This is a genomic window from Acinetobacter sp. AS167 (genome assembly GCF_037152175.1).
Classification (GTDB): domain Bacteria; phylum Pseudomonadota; class Gammaproteobacteria; order Pseudomonadales; family Moraxellaceae; genus Acinetobacter.
Window position 1 is genome coordinate 20,810 of record NZ_JBBCMP010000010.1, and the last position, 25,666, is coordinate 46,475.

The 25,666-nt window shown below is 35.1% G+C and carries 23 protein-coding genes, 3 tRNA genes and 1 pseudogene; 12 read left to right on the plus strand and 15 right to left on the minus strand.

Going from position 1 to position 25,666, the window contains the following annotated elements; all coding sequences use genetic code 11:
- Positions 1–246: 246 nt before the first annotated feature.
- The 11 genes and pseudogenes from WFN33_RS15320 to WFN33_RS20455 all read right to left on the minus strand — a co-directional run.
- Positions 247–438 carry a helix-turn-helix transcriptional regulator gene (locus WFN33_RS15320; RefSeq protein ID WP_336953880.1) on the minus strand — a complete coding sequence of 64 codons (192 nt, stop codon included), beginning with the start codon at positions 436–438 and terminating at the stop codon, positions 247–249.
- Positions 435–812 carry a hypothetical protein gene (locus tag WFN33_RS15325; protein ID WP_336953881.1) on the minus strand — a complete coding sequence of 126 codons (378 nt, stop codon included), beginning with the start codon at positions 810–812 and terminating at the stop codon, positions 435–437. Before WFN33_RS15325 ends, WFN33_RS15320 begins: the two co-directional genes overlap by 4 nt.
- A 247-nt stretch (positions 813–1,059) precedes the next feature.
- Positions 1,060–1,136, minus strand: a tRNA-Met gene (locus WFN33_RS15330).
- A gap of 704 nt (positions 1,137–1,840) precedes the next feature.
- Positions 1,841–2,053 (minus strand): hypothetical protein, encoded by a 213-nt coding sequence (locus tag WFN33_RS15335; RefSeq protein ID WP_336953882.1) that lies wholly within the window; start codon positions 2,051–2,053, stop codon positions 1,841–1,843.
- A 1,628-nt stretch (positions 2,054–3,681) separates the two neighbouring features.
- A complete protein-coding gene (locus WFN33_RS15340) occupies positions 3,682–3,897 on the minus strand; it encodes a cold-shock protein (protein ID WP_336953883.1) in 216 nt (71 codons plus the stop codon).
- A 359-nt stretch (positions 3,898–4,256) separates the two neighbouring features.
- Positions 4,257–5,096 (minus strand): sterol desaturase family protein, encoded by an 840-nt coding sequence (locus tag WFN33_RS15345; protein ID WP_336953884.1) that lies wholly within the window; start codon positions 5,094–5,096, stop codon positions 4,257–4,259.
- 85 nt (positions 5,097–5,181) lie between these two features.
- Entirely contained in the window at positions 5,182–6,000 is an 819-nt protein-coding gene (locus WFN33_RS15350) for a helix-turn-helix domain-containing protein (RefSeq protein ID WP_336953958.1), read from the minus strand.
- Positions 6,001–6,206: 206 nt separating this feature from the next.
- Positions 6,207–6,283: transfer RNA gene (locus WFN33_RS15355), tRNA-Met, on the minus strand.
- Between the two features lie 744 nt (positions 6,284–7,027).
- Positions 7,028–7,249, minus strand: a complete 222-nt coding sequence (locus WFN33_RS15360; RefSeq protein ID WP_336953885.1) for a hypothetical protein — start codon at positions 7,247–7,249, stop codon at positions 7,028–7,030.
- 181 nt (positions 7,250–7,430) lie between these two features.
- Positions 7,431–7,712: a hypothetical protein gene (locus WFN33_RS15365; protein ID WP_336953886.1), complete on the minus strand. Its 282-nt coding sequence runs from the start codon at positions 7,710–7,712 to the stop codon at positions 7,431–7,433.
- An 857-nt stretch (positions 7,713–8,569) separates the two neighbouring features.
- Positions 8,570–8,752, minus strand: a pseudogene (locus tag WFN33_RS20455) (IS5/IS1182 family transposase); the annotation flags it as partial.
- A 588-nt stretch (positions 8,753–9,340) separates the two neighbouring features.
- Here WFN33_RS20455 and gltS point away from each other — a divergent pair.
- On the plus strand, positions 9,341–10,570 hold the full coding sequence (gene gltS / locus WFN33_RS15370) for a sodium/glutamate symporter (RefSeq protein WP_336953887.1): 1,230 nt from the start codon (positions 9,341–9,343) through the stop codon (positions 10,568–10,570).
- 361 nt (positions 10,571–10,931) lie between these two features.
- Here the strand turns inward: gltS and WFN33_RS15375 are convergent, their stop codons facing one another.
- Together WFN33_RS15375 and WFN33_RS15380 are read right to left on the minus strand one after the other, a co-directional pair.
- Entirely contained in the window at positions 10,932–11,717 is a 786-nt protein-coding gene (locus tag WFN33_RS15375; RefSeq protein WP_336953888.1) for a hypothetical protein, read from the minus strand.
- A gap of 801 nt (positions 11,718–12,518) precedes the next feature.
- Positions 12,519–12,594: transfer RNA gene (locus WFN33_RS15380), tRNA-Arg, on the minus strand.
- A 187-nt stretch (positions 12,595–12,781) separates the two neighbouring features.
- On the opposite strand from WFN33_RS15380, the gene WFN33_RS15385 reads away from it, so the two are divergent.
- The 11 genes from WFN33_RS15385 (at position 12,782) to WFN33_RS15435 (ending at position 24,442) form a co-directional block, all read left to right on the plus strand.
- The gene (locus tag WFN33_RS15385; RefSeq protein ID WP_336953889.1) at positions 12,782–13,717 is read left to right on the plus strand and encodes an ABC transporter ATP-binding protein; all 936 of its coding nucleotides are present in this window, start codon (positions 12,782–12,784) and stop codon (positions 13,715–13,717) included.
- Complete coding sequence (locus tag WFN33_RS15390) at positions 13,714–14,487, plus strand: ABC transporter permease (RefSeq protein ID WP_336953890.1); 774 nt, start codon at positions 13,714–13,716, stop codon at positions 14,485–14,487. Before WFN33_RS15385 ends, WFN33_RS15390 begins: the two co-directional genes overlap by 4 nt.
- Entirely contained in the window at positions 14,487–15,311 is an 825-nt protein-coding gene (gene queF / locus WFN33_RS15395) for an NADPH-dependent 7-cyano-7-deazaguanine reductase QueF (protein ID WP_336953891.1), read from the plus strand. The genes WFN33_RS15390 and queF overlap by 1 nt, the downstream gene beginning before the upstream one ends.
- Positions 15,312–15,328: 17 nt before the next feature.
- Positions 15,329–15,979: a hypothetical protein gene (locus WFN33_RS15400; RefSeq protein ID WP_336953892.1), complete on the plus strand. Its 651-nt coding sequence runs from the start codon at positions 15,329–15,331 to the stop codon at positions 15,977–15,979.
- A 343-nt stretch (positions 15,980–16,322) separates the two neighbouring features.
- A complete protein-coding gene (gene rodA / locus WFN33_RS15405; RefSeq protein ID WP_336953893.1) occupies positions 16,323–17,465 on the plus strand; it encodes a rod shape-determining protein RodA in 1,143 nt (380 codons plus the stop codon).
- Positions 17,466–17,498: 33 nt separating this feature from the next.
- Positions 17,499–18,500 carry a lytic murein transglycosylase B gene (mltB, locus tag WFN33_RS15410; protein ID WP_004820018.1) on the plus strand — a complete coding sequence of 334 codons (1,002 nt, stop codon included), beginning with the start codon at positions 17,499–17,501 and terminating at the stop codon, positions 18,498–18,500.
- Between the two features lie 285 nt (positions 18,501–18,785).
- Positions 18,786–19,397 carry a septal ring lytic transglycosylase RlpA family protein gene (locus WFN33_RS15415; protein WP_004722011.1) on the plus strand — a complete coding sequence of 204 codons (612 nt, stop codon included), beginning with the start codon at positions 18,786–18,788 and terminating at the stop codon, positions 19,395–19,397.
- Positions 19,398–19,616: 219 nt separating this feature from the next.
- Positions 19,617–20,780, plus strand: coding sequence for an MFS transporter (locus WFN33_RS15420; protein WP_336953894.1), 1,164 nt, complete (start codon positions 19,617–19,619; stop codon positions 20,778–20,780).
- Between the two features lie 187 nt (positions 20,781–20,967).
- Positions 20,968–22,755 carry an amidohydrolase gene (locus WFN33_RS15425; protein WP_336953895.1) on the plus strand — a complete coding sequence of 596 codons (1,788 nt, stop codon included), beginning with the start codon at positions 20,968–20,970 and terminating at the stop codon, positions 22,753–22,755.
- A 29-nt stretch (positions 22,756–22,784) separates the two neighbouring features.
- Positions 22,785–23,555, plus strand: a complete 771-nt coding sequence (locus WFN33_RS15430; protein WP_336953896.1) for a DUF4850 domain-containing protein — start codon at positions 22,785–22,787, stop codon at positions 23,553–23,555.
- 440 nt (positions 23,556–23,995) lie between these two features.
- Positions 23,996–24,442, plus strand: coding sequence for an Mpo1 family 2-hydroxy fatty acid dioxygenase (locus WFN33_RS15435; protein WP_336953897.1), 447 nt, complete (start codon positions 23,996–23,998; stop codon positions 24,440–24,442).
- Between the two features lie 50 nt (positions 24,443–24,492).
- On the opposite strand, the gene WFN33_RS15440 is transcribed toward WFN33_RS15435, so the two are convergent.
- Together WFN33_RS15440 and WFN33_RS15445 are read right to left on the minus strand one after the other, a co-directional pair.
- Positions 24,493–24,807, minus strand: coding sequence for an AzlD domain-containing protein (locus WFN33_RS15440; RefSeq protein WP_004820009.1), 315 nt, complete (start codon positions 24,805–24,807; stop codon positions 24,493–24,495).
- On the minus strand, positions 24,804–25,550 hold the full coding sequence (locus WFN33_RS15445) for an AzlC family ABC transporter permease (protein WP_336953898.1): 747 nt from the start codon (positions 25,548–25,550) through the stop codon (positions 24,804–24,806). Before WFN33_RS15445 ends, WFN33_RS15440 begins: the two co-directional genes overlap by 4 nt.
- Positions 25,551–25,666: the final 116 nt, after the last annotated feature.

A 25,666-nucleotide genomic window follows, 5' to 3' on the forward strand; every position in this document is an offset into this window, starting at 1 on the left:
CATAAAGACTTCAAACAAAAGCCCTCTCAATGTGGGCTTTCATTAACAATTTACGGTCTAGCACGAAGTTTTGTAAGTTTCCTCTCACGTCAGGCTTCGTTTACCCATTTTACAGATCAAATTCCATGAAAAGTGTTGAATACTTGAGCTAAATTTATTAACGGCTAAGAATATAATGCTTTAAATATACTATTTTTAGTGGTCAAAAATTTCTGCCCAGGCCAAGCTTAACCCATCTATAAAATTCTATTCATCTTTAAAAATTACGTCTATGGGTGAATTAAATAATTTAGATATTTTAAAGGCCAAAGGTAAGCTAGGATCATAGCGCTCTTTTTCAATTGCATTAATTGTCTGGCGAGAAACTCCCAAATATTCTGCTAATTGTTGCTGAGACCAACCTTGCTGCGTTCTCAATTCAGATAAGATATTTTTCATCGATAACGCCAACTCCCAATTGCAATACCAACACCCCACAGCGTTGCCATTAAAGGCCATACCAAAAACATAGAAAGATGTGGAAAGCCAATATTTTCAAGAAATCCATAGCTAAATGTGATGAGTGCGGTACCCACAAATGCCAGCGCAAAAGCTTGTAATTGGATGTGTTGTTGCATTTCATCTAGGCGCGCTAATTGCCTGAGCACACTCCAGCCCACCAAAATACAGGGAATTATAGGCAATAATGTCACAAAAATTTGTGTTGAATAACGGATATTATCATTCTTTAAATAATTCAATGTACAGATAAGCACAACAATATAAAGCAGTATTGATGCGCTAAACTCAATCAGAGATCTATATTTTTTCATACGGTACTCATGTAAAGTAAACTTTACACAAATTTAGATCAAATAGCGCACTATGTAAAGCGTGCTTTACATATTATTTTTATTTTAACTTATACAGCAACCTCGAAATGCGCCTTCAATTGAAAATTTTTCACAGCATTTATTTGCACTTTGATTATAAATTTATGAAGCTAACTGATTTAAAAGCATAAAAAAAACCTAGTAAGCATGAAGCAAACTAGGCTATAAACTTTGAATCTTTTTTCGTTGGTAGCGGGAGCTGGATTTGAACCAACGACCTTCGGGTTATGAGCCCGACGAGCTACCAGACTGCTCCATCCCGCATCAACGAAGCACCTTTATACGCCTTAAAGACGAGAAATACAACCTTTATTCAATATATGTTTAAAAGAATTATGAATGAGAAGCCGAACCACTCAGAAGACACTTATTGTTGGTCCATGATCTTAACTTCAAAATATCATAAAAACATCCAAAGTATCAAAGAAATACACTCACTAAAATGAGGGTATGTTTAGGAGAATATGAATAACGTAAGCGTCAGACAACAATTTAAATCCAGTATATCAATCTTTATTTATTATTTTAACTAAACTATGTAATAAAAATAAAAAATGAGAATATATAAAATGATCTGATTAATAGTTGATAATAACTATAAAATCCTAAAGAAATAAAAATTTGAATATCTATAATGTAAACATTTTATAAATAATTGATCAATAAATCTCAGACTGATTCACTTAACTACTCGTTTATTTTTTAATAAAAAGTCATGTTTGCTGTTATTGCAAAAGTTGCTATCAAGTCTGGCAAAATCAATAAACCCAATTTCGTTCAATATACAAAACTAATAAAGTAGGTTTTTTAAATATAACCACTATGATTTGTAAGTTTTTCTTCACTTTTTAATCACAGCATAAGTCGACTTGATTATTCAAACGATACTGATCATGATAATTTTAAATAAATCCAAGAATGTAAATATAAATTTTATCAATTAAAAAACCACCCGCAGGTGGTCATATTTAAGCTATAGATTCCAGTATCTTATAAATTTTTCCGTTCTTAGTACTTTCAAAGAGCATTTCAAAGTTAGGCCGTAAAAGTTCATTTTCAACAATAATATATTTTATACGTTCATGGGTTTTATTTGGATCTACCACAACATCATCCAATGTTGCTTCTACTGCATAACACGTACCAAATTGATCCTTTACATTTATATCGAGTTTATTCATAAAAAACACCTTAAAAATTAATTAAAAAATAGCTAAAACTGTGTACCTAAACATTCAATGATTATTAAATTTATGCTTGTTCATCGAACGCGATTTAATATACTGCAAAAACATTCAATTGTTATTATTTTTTTTATTTACTTACATTTTAAGTGTTTACCCAAAAGATCGTTTTAGATGTTATTCAGCGCTTTTCATATCTATCCTTTTATCTCCTTTAAATCATCAAGATGAAGATCAAAAAATACTTTCAATTATTTTTACTTTAGATTCACTGGTCTCGTTGGAATTCTCAATCAAATATTTTTTCGTTTGTTGAATAAATTGAAAATAAACCTCACATCTCACAGTTCCACTTTCCATCAGAAAGCCAACTAAAATTTCGATTAACATTCTTGTGACATGGTCACCTTCTAAAGTTGCCTCAACCAATTACACTGCTAAAATTAACTTTTTCCTTACATTCATCTCCTTGGTACCCATCAATTAATCTAACAAATTCATTTTACTTGTCATCGTAATAAAATTTGGCTAATAAGGTTCAATTTTATAGTTTCTAATCTATAAGCTTAAAATCCGGTTATGTTCTCAAGATGCTATTGTTCAATACAAAAGCCTGATATTTTTGTAAGGCTTGACCTTAATTTTGCGCTGATTAAGGTTTTTTTGTTATTTATTTTTAGTAAAATAACAATGTAAAGTTAAAGTTAAATCAGCCTTAACCTTCTTATAAAATGTATAAAAAATAACCAACAATAAGTAGTTGGATCTACAAAAACTGTGATGCAAGCTTAATTTATATAAATTAAGTATTACTTCAAGATCCTTCATCGAATGTTTAATTTCAAAAGAACATAAATATGATACTTAATTAAGGTACTAATCAGCACTTAGTACACTAAATATTGTCCAGAAGATAAAAATAATAAGCAACAGTAACATACTCGACACAACCAGTGCAGAAAGCCAATCACAGCTAATTTACTTTAAATAATTGAAATTAAAAGTAGAAAATCGAATTATCATTTCGAGCCTAACGATTATCAAAATTTATCTCGACTATTTTACTGCGTTTTTATTATTAGTGAGCAGATGTATAGTAGCGATGACCATTGGAGAGAGTGGTCTATATGACAATAAAGAAACTCGAAACTAACCTGCATGATGCAGGTTTCTTTTTTCCTGAGCGATAAGTGGAACAGCATCACATTCCACAGAATGTAAAAGTCTAGGCACATACATCAAATCGTTAGATATGCTTAAACTTTCAAGGATAAGTGAATGATTACAGAGATGGAATGTTCATAAAAAGGGAATGTATTTATATAATTTTCCACTTAAAGTACATTGAAAAATCATTTCAAAATCTGGCAAATATCTTCTACCCTAATTATGATAAAGCATAAATTAGAGTAAGATTGGGTATTGCCGAAATCACCATCAACTGTGGCTTAGATATAGTATTGAAGACCTAATTGATCTTTGATATGGACATTGTGATTCAGTATGAACATACCTAATAGAATAGAAAATTTTATCGAAATAATTAAAATGTATAAATTTTAGTTTAAATAAAAATGCACAGCTAAAAAAAGCACGATATCGTGCTTTTTTTAACTTACTACTAATTATAGAGCAGTAATGTTTACAGCGTTAGGACCTTTTGGACCTTGAGTGATACTGAATTCAACTTGTTGACCTTCAGCAAGAGTTTTAAAACCAGAGTTAGCGATTTCGCTGAAATGAGCAAAAACGTCTGGACCTGACTCTTGTTGAATGAAACCGAAACCTTTAGTTTCGTTGAACCATTTAACAGTACCTTTAACAACATTTGAGTTTGACATAATCAATCCTACTGAAATTTAAAAATTTTAAGTCATTTTATGACTAGTGATAACGTCGAAAATAATAAAGAATTGAACTTAAAATCTGAATAAAACGAAGGATTATGACTAAAACTGCGATACTTAGAGAAGATTTACCAAAACATGACTTTTTTCTAGTTGTCTTTACTTTACAGGAAAAAAAAAAATAATCAAGCTTTCTTATATATATTTAACTTCTTTTAAGCTTAAAGAGGAACTTATCTACTTAAATAGCTCTCAAACGAGAGCTTTGCCAAGTAACTTAAGCTTTCTAAATCACTTTTAACAAGTGATTTAGTTTTGGCTAGTAGGGATTAAAGTAAAAATCATCTTTAAGATTATTTTTTAAAAGGCCAGCGCAATTGAGCCAGATATTGATTTGGTATTTGGATACGCACTCCGACTTGATCATGTTTAACTTTTTTATCTTCATAAAAAAAGCTTCCAAAAATAATATCCCAAAATATAAAAACTTCTCCAAAATTTTTACGACCAAGACCATGTTGATGATGACTACGATGAACCTCGGCAACAGCAAAAATATATTTTAAAGGACCCACCCGATAATCAACATTGGCATGCTGGAAAAACAAATGTACAGCCATAAACATCAGCCAACATCCAATCAGCAAACTAGGTGCCCCGAAAAGAGCCAATACAGTTAAACTTGGCCCAGCAAGGACAATTGCACTCAGCGGATGCCTCTTTTCAGCATTTAACCAATATAACCGACGTGAATGGTGATGAATCGCATGTAATTTCCATAGAAATCGATACTTGTGGCTCATGTAATGCATGAACCAAAGTCCAAAATCAATGATTAAAGCAACAATTATAATCTGCCAAAATACCGAAATTTGGTCAGGCCATAAACGAGGAATAAATCTAAAAAGATCCAACCACTCTATCATTTTTGCTACAGAAACAATCAAAAATAAATTAAAAACTGCATGAACTATATCTGTAAGAAAATCTTGATGTGTATCTAACCATTTGGGTTGATAAGGCAAATAATATTCAACCAATGCAATCAGTAAACCGCTTAGTAAGATTAAAATTATTGAACTTGGCCAATACGGAATTTGCCCAGAGACGACCAACATCACGATCCATACTGTAAACATCATACAAAGCGGATAAAATAAATATTGTAGAGATATTTTAAAAAAAGCGCTCACTTATTACTCCAATCATCATAATACGCTTCAGTAGTATGCGGATTGGAATACCCTAAAAATTGAACGAAACCGCTATAATGTCTTGTTAATATGGTTTATATGGCACTACTAATATCGGCATCTGTTCAATGAATGGAATAAATTTTAATAATGAGGGTTGAATACCAAACATTTGTTTACACGTTCTACTAAAGTGTGGTTGATCAGAAAAGTGTGATTGATGAGCTATGCTTGTTAAATTAACGTCCTGCTCTATTGCTTGTAAGGTTTGCAATAAGCGTATCCACTTCCGATAACTACGATAAGAAATACCAAAATTTTCACTGAACCAATGACTAAAACGGCTTTCTGAGATATTGAGCTTTGCTGCAATTTGTTTAACTGTTAAATTCTTTTGATTATTGAGAATAAGATATTCTGAAAGATGTCTTGCTCTGATGTTCTGATATTTGAAGTCATTCTGACTACAATAACTAATAAGTTTTTGAAAAGATTCAATAGCATGATTTTGTTCTAGAAAGAATTCTCTAAGTATAATCACCAGACTTTCAGGCAATACCCGAATGGGCGAGTCTGATTGTAGGTACCCTTGTAAATAATGCTGTATGACATCTGCAAGGAAATGTGTTTGATCAATATAAATCGAACAGTAGTTTCCTGGTCGCAAATGATGTGATGTATTTGCTGCGATATACACCCCACTACTCATTATACATTTATCTCCATCCTCATAAACAACCTGAACACGCTCTCCCTCTTCCTTTGCAAAGCTTAATTGATGTGCGTGATGACGATGTGGATAATTATCACCGACAGCCCCCTCAAAATATCCAATACCATATCCAATCGATATCTTTCCTTTCCAATATTTAGCAGGCAATTTGTATAGATTAGATTGGACCATAGAAAATGTAAGCACAAGTGAAAACTCAATAAATACCATTATTTTATTTATCTTCAAATACAAAAAATAAATTAGTGGCTTAATTTATCCCACTTTCATGCCGTCTTTTTCTATAACTTTAGAGTTTGATCTTGTTAAATTTTAAACATAAAAAAACCTAGTAAGCATGAAGCGAACTAGGCTATAAACTTTAAATCTTTTTTCGTTGGTAGCGGGAGCTGGATTTGAACCAACGACCTTCGGGTTATGAGCCCGACGAGCTACCAGACTGCTCCATCCCGCATCAACGAAGTGACTTTATACGCTTTAAAGATAAGGATTACAACTATTATTAAATATATATACTAAAAAGACTGATTTAACAGCTATATTCACACAATTTTTATACTTTTATATATGTTTACAATTTTTCTCAGAAGAATATCATTTTTTAGATTAACTATATTTTAATCTTTTTAGGCATCTCTATACACTGACACTTAACAGTGGTTAGACGAGGTGGCATTCCAAATTTATAACTAGAAAGAATAATTTAAATAGACAATTCAGCTAATTAGTCAACATAAACACAACATCTTTCTGGATATATTTAGTATTAAAAAACTCATAAAAGCCCATCTTTTGATGAGCTTTTAGATCCAGTTGTATTTACTTATACACCCATAACCCTGAAGGGATATTACCAAATAAATGTATAAGCAAAGTAAGAACAATAAACATAAAGAAGAAAAAAGCGATGTTTATAGATTTATATATCATGTAATCACCTTATTTTATTTTTGTACATTAATTATACATTAATAAGGTGGAATTTTCAACATTTATTGCGACCAAAATTAAAAAAATGTAGACCTTCCAAATCACCATTACTTTTAAAATGTTAAATAAGAATTATCATTTTAGTCTGATGACAGCCTTTCTAGAATAATACATAAATATCTTTATCAATTTTTGGGATTAAAATGACATCTTAAGCACTTGACTCACAACTTTATTGCGCACAAATGATTTCATAAAGCTCGATCAGTTACTCAATCTCAAAAAAATGCTTTTCGGTCACTATTTTTATTTTTATTTCTTTATAATATCTAATCATTGGATCATTTGCGTCTTTGCTAATTTTATCTAAAAACTTACTCTCTTTCATCAATTTAGAATAAGTTTTATAGCCGATAATTAATTTTTGTGGCTCCTTATTTTCTTTAAAATCAGCAATTTGCTTGTTTAGTTCTTTTAGATTAATGCTCATGTTAGCTCCCCTCATTTGTTTTATTCAATATAACACCCATTTATGACATTTTTTTGGCGAATTAAGAAAAATTAAGAGATGAAGAATGCCTCGCATTTCTGCAAGACAATCTTAAAGCTTTTAGCTAGGTATTCAAACCATCTTTAAACAGCTGCGAGTTAATTCTAGCTACAATATAAAATTACAATTCAGTGATAAATAAGGGATGATTCGCTTTATAAATAGCTAATTTTTTTATTTCATTTTCTAAATAATCTGCTGGCTCGTCTTTCCACGTCTCTTTTCCACTATCAAAATCTGAGTTACTCAAAGCCCAAGAAGAAATTAAACTATAAACAAATGTATTATCAGCAAAAATTAGTTTTGTTCTATCACTTTTATCGCTTTTAAACACTTTATGTGTAGGTAAAGAACCAAATATACCCACATGGGTATACAAATATTTAAATGTTTCATTCATCATAATGACTACTCTTGTCGTTAATTACTATACTACCGCATTCAGGCTTACTTTATGAACTTTGAGCAAAATTCTAAATTCTTGTGATTTCTATGATTTTCAACACAAAAAATTTGAAATGATATACAGAAAAAACTAAACAATGAGGTAAAAAAAACCTGCATCTTTGGGGAAAGAATACAGGCAAAAACCGATTATTCGGTAACAGGAGGAATACCTACTATTTTACTAGGGTTTGATTTTACTTGTCAGTGGCAATATATAACAACTATTAGAGCTTTCTTTTAATCGGTGAAAAACACCCAATATGCATGTTGATACGAAAATTTAAAATCTATAAATACTTAGCTTAATCATTCGACTAAAAGAAAACTGATAGACACATGTTATATTTCGCTGACTTATAGTTGACTACTCATTTATGCTTTTTAGGATCCCCTGCGCCCTCAGCTCTAAGGATTGAACTAAAAATAACAATGCAAACAAAAAAATATTTAAAATTTATTTTATGCTTAATTAAAATCTCATTTTTCAATGTTATTTGAATAAAATTATGCTTCATGACATGAGAGATTTAGTCTCACAGCATCATTTAGAATATTGAACAGAACTTTTCCCAATCTTTTTTCAAATTTATAAGATCAAATCACCTAATCTTTCTTTTGAATAAATCACAAAAGTTGTTTCAGGATAATTATTAATTTTAATACTTTTTTAAAGTATCCATCAGTCATTTATCATATTCACACAGAGTATATCTTCTTCTTCAAATTTAAAGCGATCATTACTTTTTGAGGCTAAAACACTTTATGTTTTAATCTCTACAAAATAATTTAATTTTTTCATAAGCTTACTCCCTACCACCTAGCGACAATATTTTTAAATATTGAGTTTGATTTGCTAAATTCTTGTTGTAAATCTCTTCATGGGCAAACTGTTCTAATATGGTAAAGGATCTCTTCAATAAAATTTCTCAAAGTTTGTTTGAGATAAATTTTAAAATTACGGAAAGTAAATTTTAGCTGAGAACAGTCAGTCTTGATCCTTCAGCATTATTTGAGATATAGCGAGTAATAAATTTAGTTTGGTAATTAAATATTACTGTCTCTCTATTTTTTATACATTAAATTTCAACTGCCCTCACGGAAGTAAGGTTTTTTATTAAAATGGTATGCAGAGTGGCCACAACAACCATCTTATATCTATATGATTTAATTAATTTTAAATCATAGTGTATTAGCTACCATAAAAAAGAGATTAGGCTTCAATTCCTTAATATTGCTATTTTAACAAATCCGAAAATTATAACAAATAGCCATACTTCTACATAAAGCCAACTGTACAAAACAATAAAGATGAATTGTCTCTAATTTGGAAAAATGATCTAAATATAAGCGATCAGCAACCTTACTTGGATACTTTGATCATTCCAAGATATTTCCATAGTTATGTAAATTGTTATGCAAAAAATGCATAGAAAAATATAAAAATGCATTAGAAGTATGAAATACATCGCTTTATCTTTGAACAGTGCATTTATTCTGTAGTTTATATTAATAGTTTTCATCTTAATCTGTTAAATTAAATCACAATGCTATAGAGCACAACAAACTAATAATTAAGGATATTTAATGGATTTAATACTTAATCCAACGTATACGCTCATGCTAGCTGTGTTGGTTCTATATACAGGACGTATTTTAAACAAATATATTCCCTTTTTAACAAAATACAATATTCCAGAACCCGTGGCAGGCGGATTGGTTGGCGCAATTATTTTTTATATAATTCATCAATTTATGGGATACACAATCTCAATAAATAAGCCGATGCAAGATACATTCATGTTGATGTTTTTTGCATCAATTGGATTAAGTGCTAATTTCGTAAAGCTAAAAGAAGGTGGAAAACCTTTAGTTATTTTCCTGATCGCAATATCTATCTTTGTTTTAGTGCAAAATGGTGTAGGTATGGCTGTCGCTAAGATGGTTGGTTTAGATCCTCTTATGGGCGTAATTGCGGGTTCAATTGCTTTAATCGGTGGTTTGGGGACAGCAGGTGCCTGGGGACCGATTTTCGAATCAAAATATGCCGTTGAAGGTGCATTACCTATGGGAATTGCAAGTGCCACATTTGGTATGGTAGTTGGCGGTCTAATGGGTGGACCGTTAGCACGATATTTAATCCGCAAGCATCAATTGGCTTCGCCTTTAAATACAGAAGTACGTCAAGACAATAAAAGTGCACCATTGACAGATAGTGAATATGCATTTGAAGCCCCGCAAAAGGTTCGTCTCATTACAGCAGATAACGCTATTATAACTTTGGGAATGTTTGCTTTTGCTTTGGCTTTTGCAGAGATTATGAAGAACTTAACTCTTGGTACTGCGTTTGAATTACCTACTTTTGTATGGGCTTTAGGTGGTGGCATTTTACTTCGTAACGTGATTGAAACTGGCTTTAAGCAACCGATATTTGATCGTTCAATTGACGTGTTTGGCAACACTGCGCTTGCCCTATTTTTAGCGATGGCTTTAGTCTCATTGAAGCTTTGGCAATTAGCAGATTTAGCTGTTCCAATGATTATACTATTGATTGCTCAGTCTATTACGATGTGGTTATTTGCAGTATATATATCTTTTCGTGTTATGGGAAAAAACTATGACTCAGCAGTTTTAGCTTCGGGTCTATGTGGTTTTGGAATGGGTGCAACCCCTAACGCAATTGCAAATATGCAGGCGATTACTAATATGTATGGTCCATCACACAAAGCTTTTTTGATTGTTCCGCTTGTTGGCGCATTTTTTATTGATCTAGTTAACGTTGTGGTCATCCAATCTATTTTGAAAATTTTTAGTTAATACTTCTAGCCCTCCAATTCGAGGGCACACCAAACCATCGCACTACATATATTCACAATGTAATGCAAATATAAGCACAAGATACAATTAGCAGCTTTATAAACTTTTAGAGGTTAATATGCTAATTAATAAAAGCCAAACACGCTCTCAAGAAAGGTCAGAGAAAGCTAAAGAAAATCGCAGAATACCTATATATATTTTGATTTTAATAGGATTATTCTTACTCGCAATTGTGATCTATATGCTTTCAAGCTGGTTGAATTAAATATTAAAAAACCTCCCGAGGAAGGTTTAGTTAAAATCTTATTAATATTTTTCAAACCGCTTATATTGTACTGAGCAAACTCTTCTAGTAACTTTTTTAATCTAAAACAAATACTTCCAACGATTCTACATATGGTAAAATGATATAATCATAGTTCGTTAAATGCTCCTTCAACTGTGTACTCATTGTTTGATTAAAATTATAAATTTTTTCCAATTCTTTAAATAAGTCATCTAATTTACTTGATGTAAACATTGGTGTTTTAGAAAAAAATAATAAACTTGCCCCTAGACCAATATACTCTAAGCCAAAATTTTTATCTAAAAATTGAATTAAACTAAAAGACTCAAATGGGTTAAAATCACAACTAAAATAGCCATTAGGCTGGGCTGCAAATTTTTGAGTTTCAGTTGTATTTCTTAATACTTTTACCTCAATACATTTATCCAAAATTTTCTCAGGATGCATATTTATCTGTATTAGAATAGATAAATCTTGATCGCTATAACTGAATTTTCCATACAAATCACGAACACTTACTTGATTCTCAGGCTTTAAGAGTTGTTTAATATGATACTGAACTTCAAGAGGTAAAGCATTTTCGTAGCTAATATTTTCGCTTTCACCCTCGTCAAGGTATTCAGATAAATCAAAGTAAAGCCCATCACTCATAGAGGCATGCATCGAAGTATAGTTACATTGTCCGATATCCTCTAAAAGCAATAAAACTTTTTTAGGAGCAATTTTCTTTTTTAGTTCTATATACTGATTCTGAACTTCTTTCCAAGATTGGATATCACAAATTTTTGCAAAACATATCAGCTCTTGCGCCTCGTCGGTAAATTGAACATTTTTTTTGTTTTCCATTTGAAGTCTTGCCATACTGATTTCTTAAAAGTTGATCTCATATAAAGAATTATGTCATAAAAAAATATTATGCTATTTAATTTAGCCTCTTTTTCGTACCAACTTTAACTTCATTTAATAAAGTACGCACAGGTGCGCGAAACTCATCGTCTGTAGTCTCACCATTATTGAAGCCTAGATTTTTAAAGGCCTTATTTATTGAGATCACTAAGAATTCTTGTTTTGCCCCCGTGGTTAGCTAAACAATATTCACTATGCCTTGTAATTACTTTCAGTTCTTTAAAAAGAGACAAGACTTGCTTTAATAAAAAGGTACAACCAATTTTGAGTGCCTAAAGCATTTTCGGTTTGAGATGGTGTATAGGACCATTTAGAATTTTCAAGATCCACATCTTCCCATTTTTAATTCATCAGAGCGAGCAAACCTTGATAAAGTATTTGTAAAATATAACAAGTGATGATGGGTCCATGCTTGTTATATCCATCATTATTTATTAGTAAATGTTGCACGTTTCTTAGAGATTGAACGAACATAGTAAACGCGCCAGCAAGTTCCTCACTTTTTATCTATATAAGTTTAAGCCGTTTTCATTCGATAACTTTTTAACTTTATCAGGCGATTTTTTGAGCTGAGATTTCAGCTTTTATCTTTGAGTCTGTAAGACTTAAAACGAGTTTTGCCATTTTTTACGATACATTTTTATTGGGTTTTGCGGTATACCGTTAAAAACTTGAGAAATCGCGGTACATCATGCGACAAAGGGATTGTCTAGATGCTTTTAATATAAAGGGTTTTGAGACAAATTGAAACAAAGATGGTACGCCCAGCGGGACTCGAACCCACTCCACAGGCTTCGGAAACCTGTACTCTATCCAGTTAAGCTATGGGCGCTTAAATTGAGATGGCACATCATAACAAAAAAAACCGCTAGGTAAAGCATTTATAAAACAACTCTTTTGCTTGATGCTCATGCTTTAAACAATGTCGCATATTTGCAATGCAGAATTCCTCCTAACTTACTTGGTTTATTTAAAAAGATCGCTCACAATACACACTCCATAAACCAAGTGAGAATTTCATGACTGATGCTCTGACGTTAAGAGATTTATCTAAAACCTATAGAAATGGATTCCAAGCACTCAAAGGAATCAATTTGACAGTTCCAGAAGGAGAGTTTTATGCACTTTTAGGACCAAATGGCGCTGGTAAATCGACAACAATCAGTATTATCAGTTCCTTGGCACGGAAAACCTCGGGTACTGTGGAAATTTTTGGTCATGATTTAGATACGCATCCTTCACAAGCAAAACAATGCCTAGGTGTCGTTCCCCAAGAATTTAACTTCGGTCAGTTTGAAAAAATCTTCGACATCTTAGTTACTCAAGCAGGTTATTACGGAATTCCGCCTAAAATTGCACAACAACGTGCTGAAGAATATTTAGAAAAATTAGGTTTATGGGATAAGCGTAATACTCAAGGGCGCATGTTGTCTGGTGGTATGAAGCGCCGTTTAATGATTGCGCGTGCTATGATGCATGAGCCTAAGCTTTTGATTTTAGATGAACCTACTGCTGGTGTGGACATCGAATTACGTCGTTCAATGTGGGATTTCCTTACAGAGATGAATGAAAAAGGAACCTCGATCATCTTAACCACGCATTATTTAGAAGAAGCAGAAATGCTATGTCGTCAAATTGCGATTATTGATCGTGGTGTCATCAAAGAAGATACCTCAATGAAAGCATTCTTAAATCAATTGAGCGAAGAGTCTTTTATTTTCGATTTAGAAAATCCAATTGAACCCATTACAATCGATATTATTGGTGTGAAATTCAACCTGATTGACCCAATGACTTTAGAAGTCACGATGGATAAAGCACATTCTTTAAATGATTTATTCCAACTTTTAGAAGCTCAGGGCATTCGTGTTCGCAGTATGCGCAATAAATCAAATCGTCTTGAAGAGTTATTTGTAAAACTGGTTGAGAAAAATCTTGAAGGAGTTGCAGAATGAATTTTACTCAACTACGTATTGCACTCTATACTTTAGTTCAAAAAGAAATTCGCAGATTTATGAGAATTTGGCCGCAGACTTTATTACCGCCTGCGATTACCATGAGCTTGTACTTTGTGATTTTTGGAAATTTGGTCGGTTCTCGTATTGGGCAAATGGGTGGATTTAGCTATATGCAATTCATCGTGCCGGGTCTTATCATGATGGCGGTGATTACAAACAGTTATGCCAATGTGTCTTCAAGCTTCTTTAGTGCTAAATTCCAAAAAAGCATCGAAGAATTGATCATGAGTCCAGTTCCATTACATATGGTCTTGTGTGGTTATGTGATTGGCGGTGTTGCTCGTGGTGTTCTTGTTGGGGCAATTGTCACAGCAATGAGTTTGTTTTTTACTGACCTTTATATACACAATATTTTCGTTACAATATATACCGTTATTATTACCTCACTCTTATTCTCTTTAGGGGGTTTTATCAATGCTGTATATGCAAAATCTTTTGATGATATTTCCATTATCCCAACCTTTGTATTAACACCGCTGACCTACTTAGGTGGTGTATTTTACTCAATCAGTGCTTTAAGCCCATTTTGGCAAAATCTCTCTTTAATTAACCCAATTGTATATATGGTCAATGCTTTCCGTTTCGGAATTCTAGGTCATAGTGATGTCAATGTTTCTCTGTCTTTACTGATAGTGACTCTTTTCTGTGGCGTACTTTATGGTATTGCTTACTATTTACTTTCTCGTGGTTCAGGAATGCGTGAATAATGTCTGTTGAAAAATCTTTATTGGGTAAAGAAACCGATTACCCAACTACCTATCAACCCGAAATTCTTTTCCCGATCGCACGTGCACAAGCACGTGAGCAATATGCGGATATAGCGGGTATATATAAAGGTCAAGATTGGTGGCATGTATTCGAAATTTCTTGGCTAAATACCAAAGGGATCCCGCAAGTTGCCATTGGGCGTATTGCGCTTCCTGCAACATCACCAAATTTGATTGAATCGAAGTCGTTAAAGCTCTACTTTAATAGCATGAACTTTACCCAGTTTGATTCTCATCAAGCTTTTATCAATACTGTTGAAAAAGACTTATCTACTGCTGCACAAGCAGCAGTGACTCTAACTTTATTTCAAGTTGATGATTTAGAGATTACCAAACCAATGGGTATTTGTATTGATGATCAAGAACCTGACCAGCTGGTCAATCATCCAGATGCAAGCCTTTTGACCTTTGATCAAGAAAATACACAAGACGGAGAAAACGTTGAAATTCAACTGTATTCACACTTATTGAGAAGTAATTGCCCTGTGACGGGACAACCAGATTGGGGAACTGTTTTTATCCGATACCAAGGCGAAAAACCTTGTTATCGTAGTATTTTAGCTTATATTATCTCGTATCGTCAGCATAACGGTTTTCACGAACAATGCGTGGAACAAATCTTTGCCGATATTTGGCAAAATTTAAAACCTGAAAAGCTGATGGTGTATGCAACGTATACACGTCGTGGCGGTTTAGATATTAACCCCTGCCGTGTATCTGATGAATCATGGATGCCAAGCCCAATTCGATTGGCGCGACAATAAACATTGAGGTTGAAAACATGCCTTTTTTTGGTTTTGTACCTTCTGAAGAACTATTAAAGAACATTCAGACTGGTATTGAGAAAAAAAACTCTAACGAACCACTTTATCCTTTACGTGATCAAACTGCCTTACTCATTAATGAAGAAATTATTGATACGCTTTTGATTGAACTTGTTCGTCGCTTCCCTGCAAGCGACAAACGAGATACTGCTGAAAAATTAGCAGGCTATGTCAAATCAACTGTTGCTGTTTTACTTAAACAATTGTTAAGTAAGGCAGACAATGATGTGGTTCGTCAGTCTGTAGATTTTTCCGAACGTAGCCTATTTAAAGATCCACAAGGTCAATTCCGTGTGGGAGTGAATTTAGACTCAAGTTTAGTCATCAATCTTAAAAATAGCTTTGCTGAAGTCAAAGCAAATGGTGATGTAAATCGTGCAGTTTTGTCTGAACAATTCAAACAATTCTCAGATGCGACGATTAACCATTTTATGCGCGATTTCAATAAAACGCTCGATTTGGGTATGATCAAACGTAAAGCTGCAGATATAGGGGCTTCCGCTGTAGGTAAGGCAGTCCACATGGCAATTGACAAATTGATTCCAAATTTAAATAAAGATGAGATCACAGCTGTTGCAGAATATTACGATACTTTATTTTTTAATTGATCGTTAAAATTCAATTGGATTTTTAAATATAAAAATGCCCTTCTTTGTAAGGGCATTTTTTATAAAGTTACTGAGCTATGCTTTTAAGGATAGTAATTAACCATTAAATTCATAAACTTAAAATCATTATAAAATACTATCCCTAGATCCATATAAGACCTTTTCAAAGTCAAAACCATTTAATTCAATCTCTTTAACCTACTATTTTCTAATTTAAATATTTCAACCTCAAAATAATCACAAAATTCAGGTCATAATTTTGTTGCAAAGTATTGATATTCATTGCCTTCAAGGGGGATTGTGATAGCATTCGCAAAACACATTTCCCGCACAAAATAGACCAATGGCACCAAGCTCTCAATATAAATTTTTACGTCAATCTCCTCGTGATGGTCTGAGTACTGCCATGATCCCCTCACGCTGGCAAAAACTCCATATTGACCCTTGGTTGAGCTTATTTCTAATTTTAAACGCGATGCTTGGTTTAACCGTCCTTTATAGTGCTTCTGCACAAGATATGGGGCTGGTTTACAAACAAGCCATGAGCTTTGGTATCGGTTTTCTCGTCATGTGTGGTTTAGCCCAAATTCCCCCTAAAGTTTATCAAGCATTTGCACCCTACTTTTATCTGTTTGGACTGCTCTGCTTAGTTGCGGTCAAAGTATTTGGTGAGGTTCGCATGGGTGCTCAACGCTGGATTGGGATTCCAGGTTTTGGCAGCGTTCAACCCAGTGAGTTTTTAAAAATTGGTATGCCATTGATGATTGCATGGTTTTTATCTCGCAATCCTCTACCGCCTAGTTTTAAAAATGTGTTTTTATCACTGATTATGATTGGTATTCCTTTTATACTAATTGCAGAACAACCCGATTTAGGGACGTCACTACTCATCTTAGCCAGTGGAATTTTTGTATTATTTCTGAGTGGTCTTTCTTGGAAAATGATTGTAGGCGCAGTGAGTGCTATTGCTGTGATTATTCCAATAGCTTGGGAGTTTCTACTCCATGATTATCAAAGACAACGGGTTTTAACTTTATTTAATCCGGAAGCTGATGCCTTAGGCACAGGTTGGAATATTATACAGTCTAAAACAGCAATAGGTTCGGGTGGCTTTATGGGCAAAGGCTATTTAGAAGGTACTCAGTCACACTTACACTTTTTACCTGAAGGTCATACTGACTTTATTATTGCAGCATTTTCCGAAGAATTCGGTCTGATTGGTATCCTACTTCTGATCATCATTTACTTTTGTATTATCTTTAGAACCTTTCAAATGAGTCTACAATGCTTCCATAATTTTGGCCGTCTTGTCGCAGGTACTTTTGCTTTGTCATTTTTTGTTTATGTATTTGTAAATGCAGGCATGGTCAGTGGTATTTTACCTGTAGTCGGTGTGCCATTACCTTTTATGAGTTATGGTGGTACTGCAATTATTACTTTAATGGCCACTTTTGGCATTGTGATGTCTATACATACACATCGTTAATTTTTTATCATAAATAATTAGGAAATATAACCTATGTTTACTTTTGGGCTTTTACAGAAGGTTAAAAACATCACTTTTTGTGCAGCTGCATTTTCACTGACCAGTTTCTGCCAAGCCAATGATTTTGCTAGCAACCCTGAATACAATAATTTTAAAGCCAAAACCATGCAAACCTATGGTTTAAGTAGCGAACAAATTGATTGGGCTATGAATGGCTCACGCAATTTACCCAATATCATCAGCATTATGGAACGACCAGGTGAAAGTAAACCTTGGTATCAGTATAAGACTAATTTTTTAGCTGAAGGCACCATCCAACGTGGTGTGCGTTTTAAGCAACAATATGCAGATACGCTAAATCGCGCAGAACAGCAGTTTGGGGTGCCTCAAGCAATCATCCTAGGCATTCTAGGGGTCGAAACAGGTTATGGCTCAAATAAGGGCTCCTTTATCACCCGTGATGCACTTGCAACCCTCGGTTTTGGTTATCCTCGCCGTGCGCAATATTTCCAAGATGAGTTGGGTGCTTTAATTGCATGGTCATATAAAGATGGCGTTCCAACCAATTCGATTGTTGGCTCTTATGCAGGTGCAGTAGGTTATCCGCAATTTATGCCAAGTAATGTATCTAAATTTGGCGTGGATTACGATGGAAATGGTCATGTTGACTTACGTAACTCTGCGGTCGATGCGATTGGTTCAATTGCCAACTATCTGGCTCAACATGGCTGGCAGCGTGATCGCCCTATTGCGTTTTTAGCGCGTTATACCGGGAACAATCCTGAAGCAGTTATTGCAAAAGATTTAACTCAGCCTGTTCCCTATGGATCACTTAAAAATTTAGGGATTTCTCCATTAAATCCAATCGTCAAAATTGATGACTTAGATTTGGTTAATGTGATTCAATTACAGGACAGCAATGGCCCTATTTATTATATTACTTATCCTAATTTTCAAGTGATTACGACATATAATAGAAGCCGTATGTATGCCACTGCTTTATGGCTTTTAGGCACCGAAATTGTAAGTCGTTAAGACTTGCAATTTCCTGAACAATAAATAAGTCAAGATTTTTTTATGTTAATTTGATCACATTTAATACTTTTTGCACATCCTGTTACAATATTGTTTATTTTTTAATCAAAACCTGTAAGAATTTGTCCTTTTTGTAACTGTTTCTTAAATAATGCTAGACACATTTATTCCAGCTTGAATATCATCCTTTCCGTTAAATGCAGTTGCAAAAGTGAATTTACAGACCTCTATGGTTAATTTTCAGCGACTTAGAAAGTTAAAATTGAGGTTCCAAGGAGTTAAACGATGCATGCTTCACTAAAATATATGATGGCCCTGACCATGGGTCTGAGTATGACGCAGGTCAACTCAGAAATGGTTCAGTCATCATACTTAAACAATGATTCGGATAGTTCGAGTCTAGCTTCTCGTGTGATTAGCAAAGATTCAACAAATTTCAACTCTCATTTTTCAAACCTAAACAGTTTGTCAATTACTGAACGTTCTGGCGATCAAGTCCGTCGTCAAACTATTGCAGCAAAGATTCAAGTTCCTGAAGATGAGCCTTCAGTAATTGATAAACTTAATGAAGTTGCTTCAAACACAGTTCGCAAATTTAGCCAAACTGGTGTTGCATCTTGGTATGGTCGTCAGTTCCACGGCCGTAAAACCGCAAGCGGTGACACATTCGATATGAATGATTTGACTGCTGCACACCGTAGCTTGCCATTAAACTGCTTTATTCGTGTAACCAATAAAGACAATGGTAAAAGCGTAGTGGTTAAAGTCAACGATCGTGGTCCTTTCCATGGTAACCGTGTACTTGACCTCTCTTACGGCGCTGCTAAGCGTTTAGGTATTACAAATTCAGGAACAGCACGCGTTAATATTGAACGCGTAGATGGTCCAAACTCGTAAATCACTGCATGCATTTAACAAAAGCCACTTTCCAGTGGCTTTTTTATTGCAAAAAATAAAAATACAGATGTCCGAATTGCCCCCTTAACTTTCCAGTTATGCCCCTTTTCTTTAAATGCATTCCAGATAAAATAAAATGCGAGTCGATACAGGATGTATCACTAAACAGCAAAACGAAAACCGAAGTTTAAATTCTAAAAGTAAAAAAGTGAGCCATGCATGGACGTGAACAGCAAAACGCCAAACTTCGCGCATACATCCCTCAGCAAAACCCAAAAAGTAATCGCACTTGGTTTTGCCACGCAAGGCTTGGGTTATGCCAGCGTCATGACCGCGCTTCCTACAATCAAAAACCGATTCAGACTTTCAGATGATCAACTGTCGATTATTATCCTTAGCGTCTGTATTGCAGCAGCGTTGGGTTCTATTTTGGCAGATCGACTCGCTGTGAAACTAGGTTCAAGGCTGGCTATTGTTATCGGCTTGCTATTTGAAGGCATCGGTATTGCAATTGCAGCATTTAGTCCTAGTGTCATGATCATGGTCGCTAGTTTTTTACTTTATGGGCTTGGACTCGGATGTTTAGATGCGGCATTGAATATGCAAGCTGTCATGATGGAGCAAAAACTTGGAAAAAGCGCCTTGGGAGGTTTCTTTGCCTGTTATACCGCTGCTGCTTTCCTTGGCGCGTTAATCATGTCTGCGACAGTTTCAACTACACTTGGGGCAACAGCAGCATTGTGCATTGCTGTCGTGATGTGTTTGATTACATCGCAAGTGTCAAAACGTTGGTTATTTCAACAAAAAGAAAATGCTGCCCTACATCCTCAACAACGTTCGCCAATTCCGCATAAACAATTGCTTATTTTTGGTGTGATCATTCTCATCGCCTTTACTGTTGATTCAGCAATCAGCACGTGGAGTTCAATTTATCTTAAAGATATTTTAGCAAGCTCAGCCACAGTCGCCCCATTGGGTTATGCTGCTTACCAAATGGGTATTTTACTCACACGTTTAAGTCTGGATTATCTTTTAAAATTTAAAAGCGCTGCATGGGTTGCCTTCATCACAACGCTGATTGGTGCAACGGGCTGTGCAATCGCTGGCTTAGGGCATTCATTGGCGATTGTCATTGCTGGTTTTGCACTGGCTGGTGTTGCTGTAGGCGCATTAGTCCCGCTGACATTTTCAGCAGCAGGTCGTATAGATGAAAATCGACGCGATGAAATTATCGCACGGGTGAATATTTTTAATTATGGTGGGGCTGTAGCAGGAGCAGTAATTGTTGGCTTACTTGCTACTCCTATCGGTTATGGCCCCTCATTTATTGGTTTAGCACTGGCGCTGTTGTGTGTGATTTATTTTAGAAAAAGATTTATTTAGGCTGTATATAAATAAAAAATCGTTTAGGATGAATCAAGATCATTGCTAAAATTTAAAAACAGTCATTATTTTTATACACATATCAAATCTATACGCAGATCACAATCTTTGCTAGTTTGAATAAAATAAACAATTCAATTCATCTATTTTCAGCAATATTTAATAAAACAAAATTGGGGGATTATTCATGTTACAAATCAGCGTTCCATCAAAACTTGTCCATGCAATTGCACCCATCATCTGCGTAATTGGCCTTGGCTCGCTTAGCGCATGTACCACAATATCTCCAACAAACACGAATACACCCGCGGATCTTGCAACATTGACGCAAACAAACACGCTATTTTACGGTGGCTCAATTTTAACCATGCAAGGCATGTCACCCCATTATGTCGAAGCGCTCCTGGTCAAGGATGGAAGAATTGTCTTTGCAGGTGATTTAAAACAAGCGCAAAAGTTAAAACAAAAAAATACCCAAGAGGTTAACTTAAACAGTCATACCCTGCTGCCTGGTTTTATTGATGCACATAGTCATTTAAATAGTGTCGGTCTACAGCAAACTGTGGCAAATCTCTACCCTACGCCAGATGGTAACGTTTCAGATATTGCATCATTAATTCATGAACTTTCATTGTGGCAACAAAACAATCCTGACTTTATCAAAGCAACCTCAGGCTGGATTATTGGAAATGGTTATGATGACGCCCAAATTAAAGAAAAACGACATCCTACAGCAGATGATTTAGACTTGGTTTCCACCAATCACCCGATTATTGTTTTACATCAGTCAGGACACTTAGCCTCTGTCAATCATAAGGCTCTTGAACTTTTAAACATCAATAAAAATACCCCAAATCCAACTGGCGGGATTATTCGTCGTAAAGCAAATTCTCAAGAACCCAATGGTGTACTTGAAGAAGCTGCTGTTTTTTCAGCAATGGCAACTGCGTTTAGCAAAGTTCCACCTGAAATCATGCAAAATATGGCAAAAACAGCACTGAATACCTATATCAAAAATGGCTATACTACTGTACAAGAAGGTCGTGCAGATCATGGTACAGCTGAATTATGGCGAAGTTTTGCGGCCATCAATCAATTGAATATTGATGTCGTGGTTTATCCAGATATCATCAATGAAAAAGATTACATGCTGAAAAATGGCAGTAGTCTCAATTATCAAAATCATTTTAGAATTGGTGGGGTTAAAATCAGCCTAGATGGCTCCCCACAAGGCAAAACCGCATGGCTAACGCAGCCTTACTTCATCCCACCAGAAGGAAAAACTAAAGACTATCGTGGTTATCCAGCCTACCCAGATACAAAAATGGTTCAAGATGCAATTAATCTGGCTTATAAAAACCATTGGCAAATTCTTGCACATGCCAATGGTGATGCTGCAATTGACCAATATCTCGCAACTATTGAGACAGCCAATGCACAATATGGCCAAGCAGATCGCCGCAATGTGATTATTCATGCGCAAACCATGCGTGAGGATCAATTAGATCAAGCCAAGAAATTAGGGCTTATTCCTTCGTTCTTCTCATTACATACTTACTACTGGGGCGATTGGCATAAACATGAAACGCTCGGCGCAGAACGTGCCAACCGAATTTCCCCTACAGGTTCTGCATTAAGAAAAAATATGATTTTTACTGAGCACCATGATGCTCCAGTCATCCCTCCTAAAAATATGATGGTGATTGATGCAACCGTCAATCGTACCACCCGTTCTAGAGATGTATTAGGTGAGAATCAAAAAGTCAGTCCTTATATTGCATTAAAATCAGTCACAGATTGGGCCGCATACCAATACTTTGAAGAAAAAGACAAAGGTACCTTAGAAAAAGGCAAATTAGCGGATCTTGTGGTGATAGATCAAGACCCATTAAAAGTGCCCACTCAAAAGATTAAAGACATCAAAATATTGGCAACCTATAAAGAAGGTCAATTGATTTATCAAAGTCCCCAATAAGGATCAGTAAGGGATAGTCGAGATAGGACATGCTCAATTCGAAATTTTTAATCATACTATTGGGCCTAAGTGGTTTTGCTTATGGAGATATCGCTATTTTCAAAGCCACTTTTCCTGATCTAAAAACCAACCAAGCACCTCAGCCACAACACCAACTTGAACAACTTCCCGCAGCTACTCTCAGCAATAATGTAACAGTGGATACCTATATTGCAGCAATTCCCAATCCTTTTAACGATACAGGATTCTACAAAGATGATTCCATCTGTAAGATCAACAATACCCAACAAGTGAAATGTCAGTTCAGTTATACATTATCTGCGACTCAAGCAAAAAACTTTAAAATCATCTTGCTGCCGGGTATTGGTCCCGTACTTGTCCCCCTTTCATGGCAAGTGATCAGCACGGATATGGGACCTTCTGGCATTGCGTATGCTGTGCTGGCAAGCCGTAAAAAAGATGAAGCCATCACCATTTATAATTCATCCGCGTGTGCTGGCTGTGCCATGCATAGCGCAAGTTTGTATTTCCCCAATATCAAAAAGCTCAGTTTAGACAATGAATTTGGTGCCATTGAAGATAAAAATCACCTGTTAAACATCGTCAAAGCCAATAAAAATAAAGTATATTTTAGCTATCAAATTCCCAACTATCCCAATAAAACACATGGGATCGCCTATTATGCCGACGAAAGCGATGGCAACGATGTCACCAATTTTCAGGAAATCAAAGTCACACTTAAACCAGAACACCAAACATGGGCACGTGATATTTTAAATTTCTATCAGGCAACACATTGAAATCCCCTGACCAGCACTTATTTTTAATTAACCTGATTTCGATATAAAATTTTTGATGAAATATGATACGTGGAAACGTCATCCGCAACTGTCTGAGGCAGGACTTCATTCAAAAAAGTGTTATTTCTGCGATTCATTGAATGCGTTACTGGTGGTCGACGAGTTTTGCGGTGAGCAGCGATGTAGCTGCGCAAGATGGTTACCCTTGCGGAGCTTCGCTCCTCATCCCGAAAGAAAAGTAGGGCGAGCCGCAGGCTGATCCTGAAATTGAATGTAAGCTCAGCAAGACTCCGTCGAGATCATTGCTTTTCAATAAGTTAAAGATATAGTTAAGTCATACTCACGTTAATTAAAGCCGCTATTTTGACCAAAACATTATTCTGATTTATATTGTTTTCAGCAAAAAATAAATATAGCCAACCACATGCATGGAGCGCCAAATGAAAACAATCACCGAATGGTTCGATGAATATAGCGAAAGTCATCAAAACAAAACCAATAAAGCCATCCATTGGGCTTGTGTTCCCGCGATTTTATTTGCCATCATTGGGATTCTTGCACATTTTAGTGCTTTGCTTACGGCACTACTTCTAGTTCTAACCCTCGTTTTCTATGCCCGTTTAGATATTGTTCTTGCTGTAGCAATGACCGCATTAATTGCAGTCATGGCATGGGTCATTTACTTACTCCCAGTCGGTGTTGGTTTCTATATTGGGGTATTTATTCTGGCTTGGATTGGTCAATTTTATGGTCACAAAGTCGAAGGTAAAAAGCCTTCTTTCTTTAAAGACCTTCAATTCCTCCTCATTGGCCCCGTATGGTGCATGGATGCCTATCTTGGTAAAGTACTACCCAAATGGAAAACACGCCAGAAACTGGCTTTTTAGCGCAAATAAACCAGAGGGAAAATTCAATTCGGCTTTTCCCTCCATTTTCTTCAATTTAACAGATAAAATAACCCGTAAAAGCACAATAAACTTAAAGCTAAATTGACTAGAATTTTCTTAGAAATAAGTGCTAAAACAACACAGATCATTGCTGTTAAAAAATAGGCATCCAAAGGCAATGCACGCAATTGATCTCCATTAAAAAATACAATTGGGGCACAAATAGCGGTCAGCAAACATGGCGCTGAATACTGCAACATATTTCCAATCACACGAGGTAATTTCAGGGCGATTTTAGGTTCTAAAAAAAAGTAACGGTTAATCAATACAATGCCTGCCAAAGTTAACAATAAAGTCCATGTCATTTTGGTGCTCCTATGTTTGTTACTCCGACGATTTTTGCCGTACACATCGCACTAAACATTCCCAAAATCCCAGATAGCACAATGCCCGCTTCAAATTGAAAATATTTAAAAATACAGGCAGATACTAAGGTAAATATGACGCCCACTAAAGTTGCGCTACTTTTCACCATAGGCACAATAATCAAAATAAATACCGCAACAATTGAAAAATCTAAATGTAAGCTTTCTAAATTTGGAATTGATTTAGCCAGTACAATTCCCAATACACTAAATAGACACCAAGCCAAATAAAAACATAGCCCAGCACCAAACAGATAAGCAAAGTTGCGTTGTTTATCTTTGCCAATACCGACAGCAAACAGTTCATCTGTCAGCAAGAAGCCAATTAATATGCGTTGCTTAAACGGAAAACGACTGACATCTTGACGAAAATTAAGCGCATAAATTAAATGCTGACTGGTTAAGAAAAATACCGTAATCATAATCGTCAAGGCAGATGCATGTGACATGACTAAACCTAAACTTACCAACTGTGCTGCACCTGCAAATACAACAGCGGACATTGAGAACGCTTGTGCAAAGCTTAATCCAGCATTGATTGCCATTGATCCAGCCAGAATACCCCAAGGCAGTACGGCAATAGATAAAGGTAAAATATCCACCACACCTTGGAAAAAAGCCTTTTTATTTTGCATAGACTTCGGCTCAATGTCGGCAGTATAAGATTCAAATTGATCACTCATTTGCAAAATCCAAATCTAAGAATTTAAGCAGTATCTTATAAATGATCAGTGATCGCTTGGATGAAATTGCTATTTGGTGAGGGACTGTAGAACGTTTAAATGACTATTCCCAAATA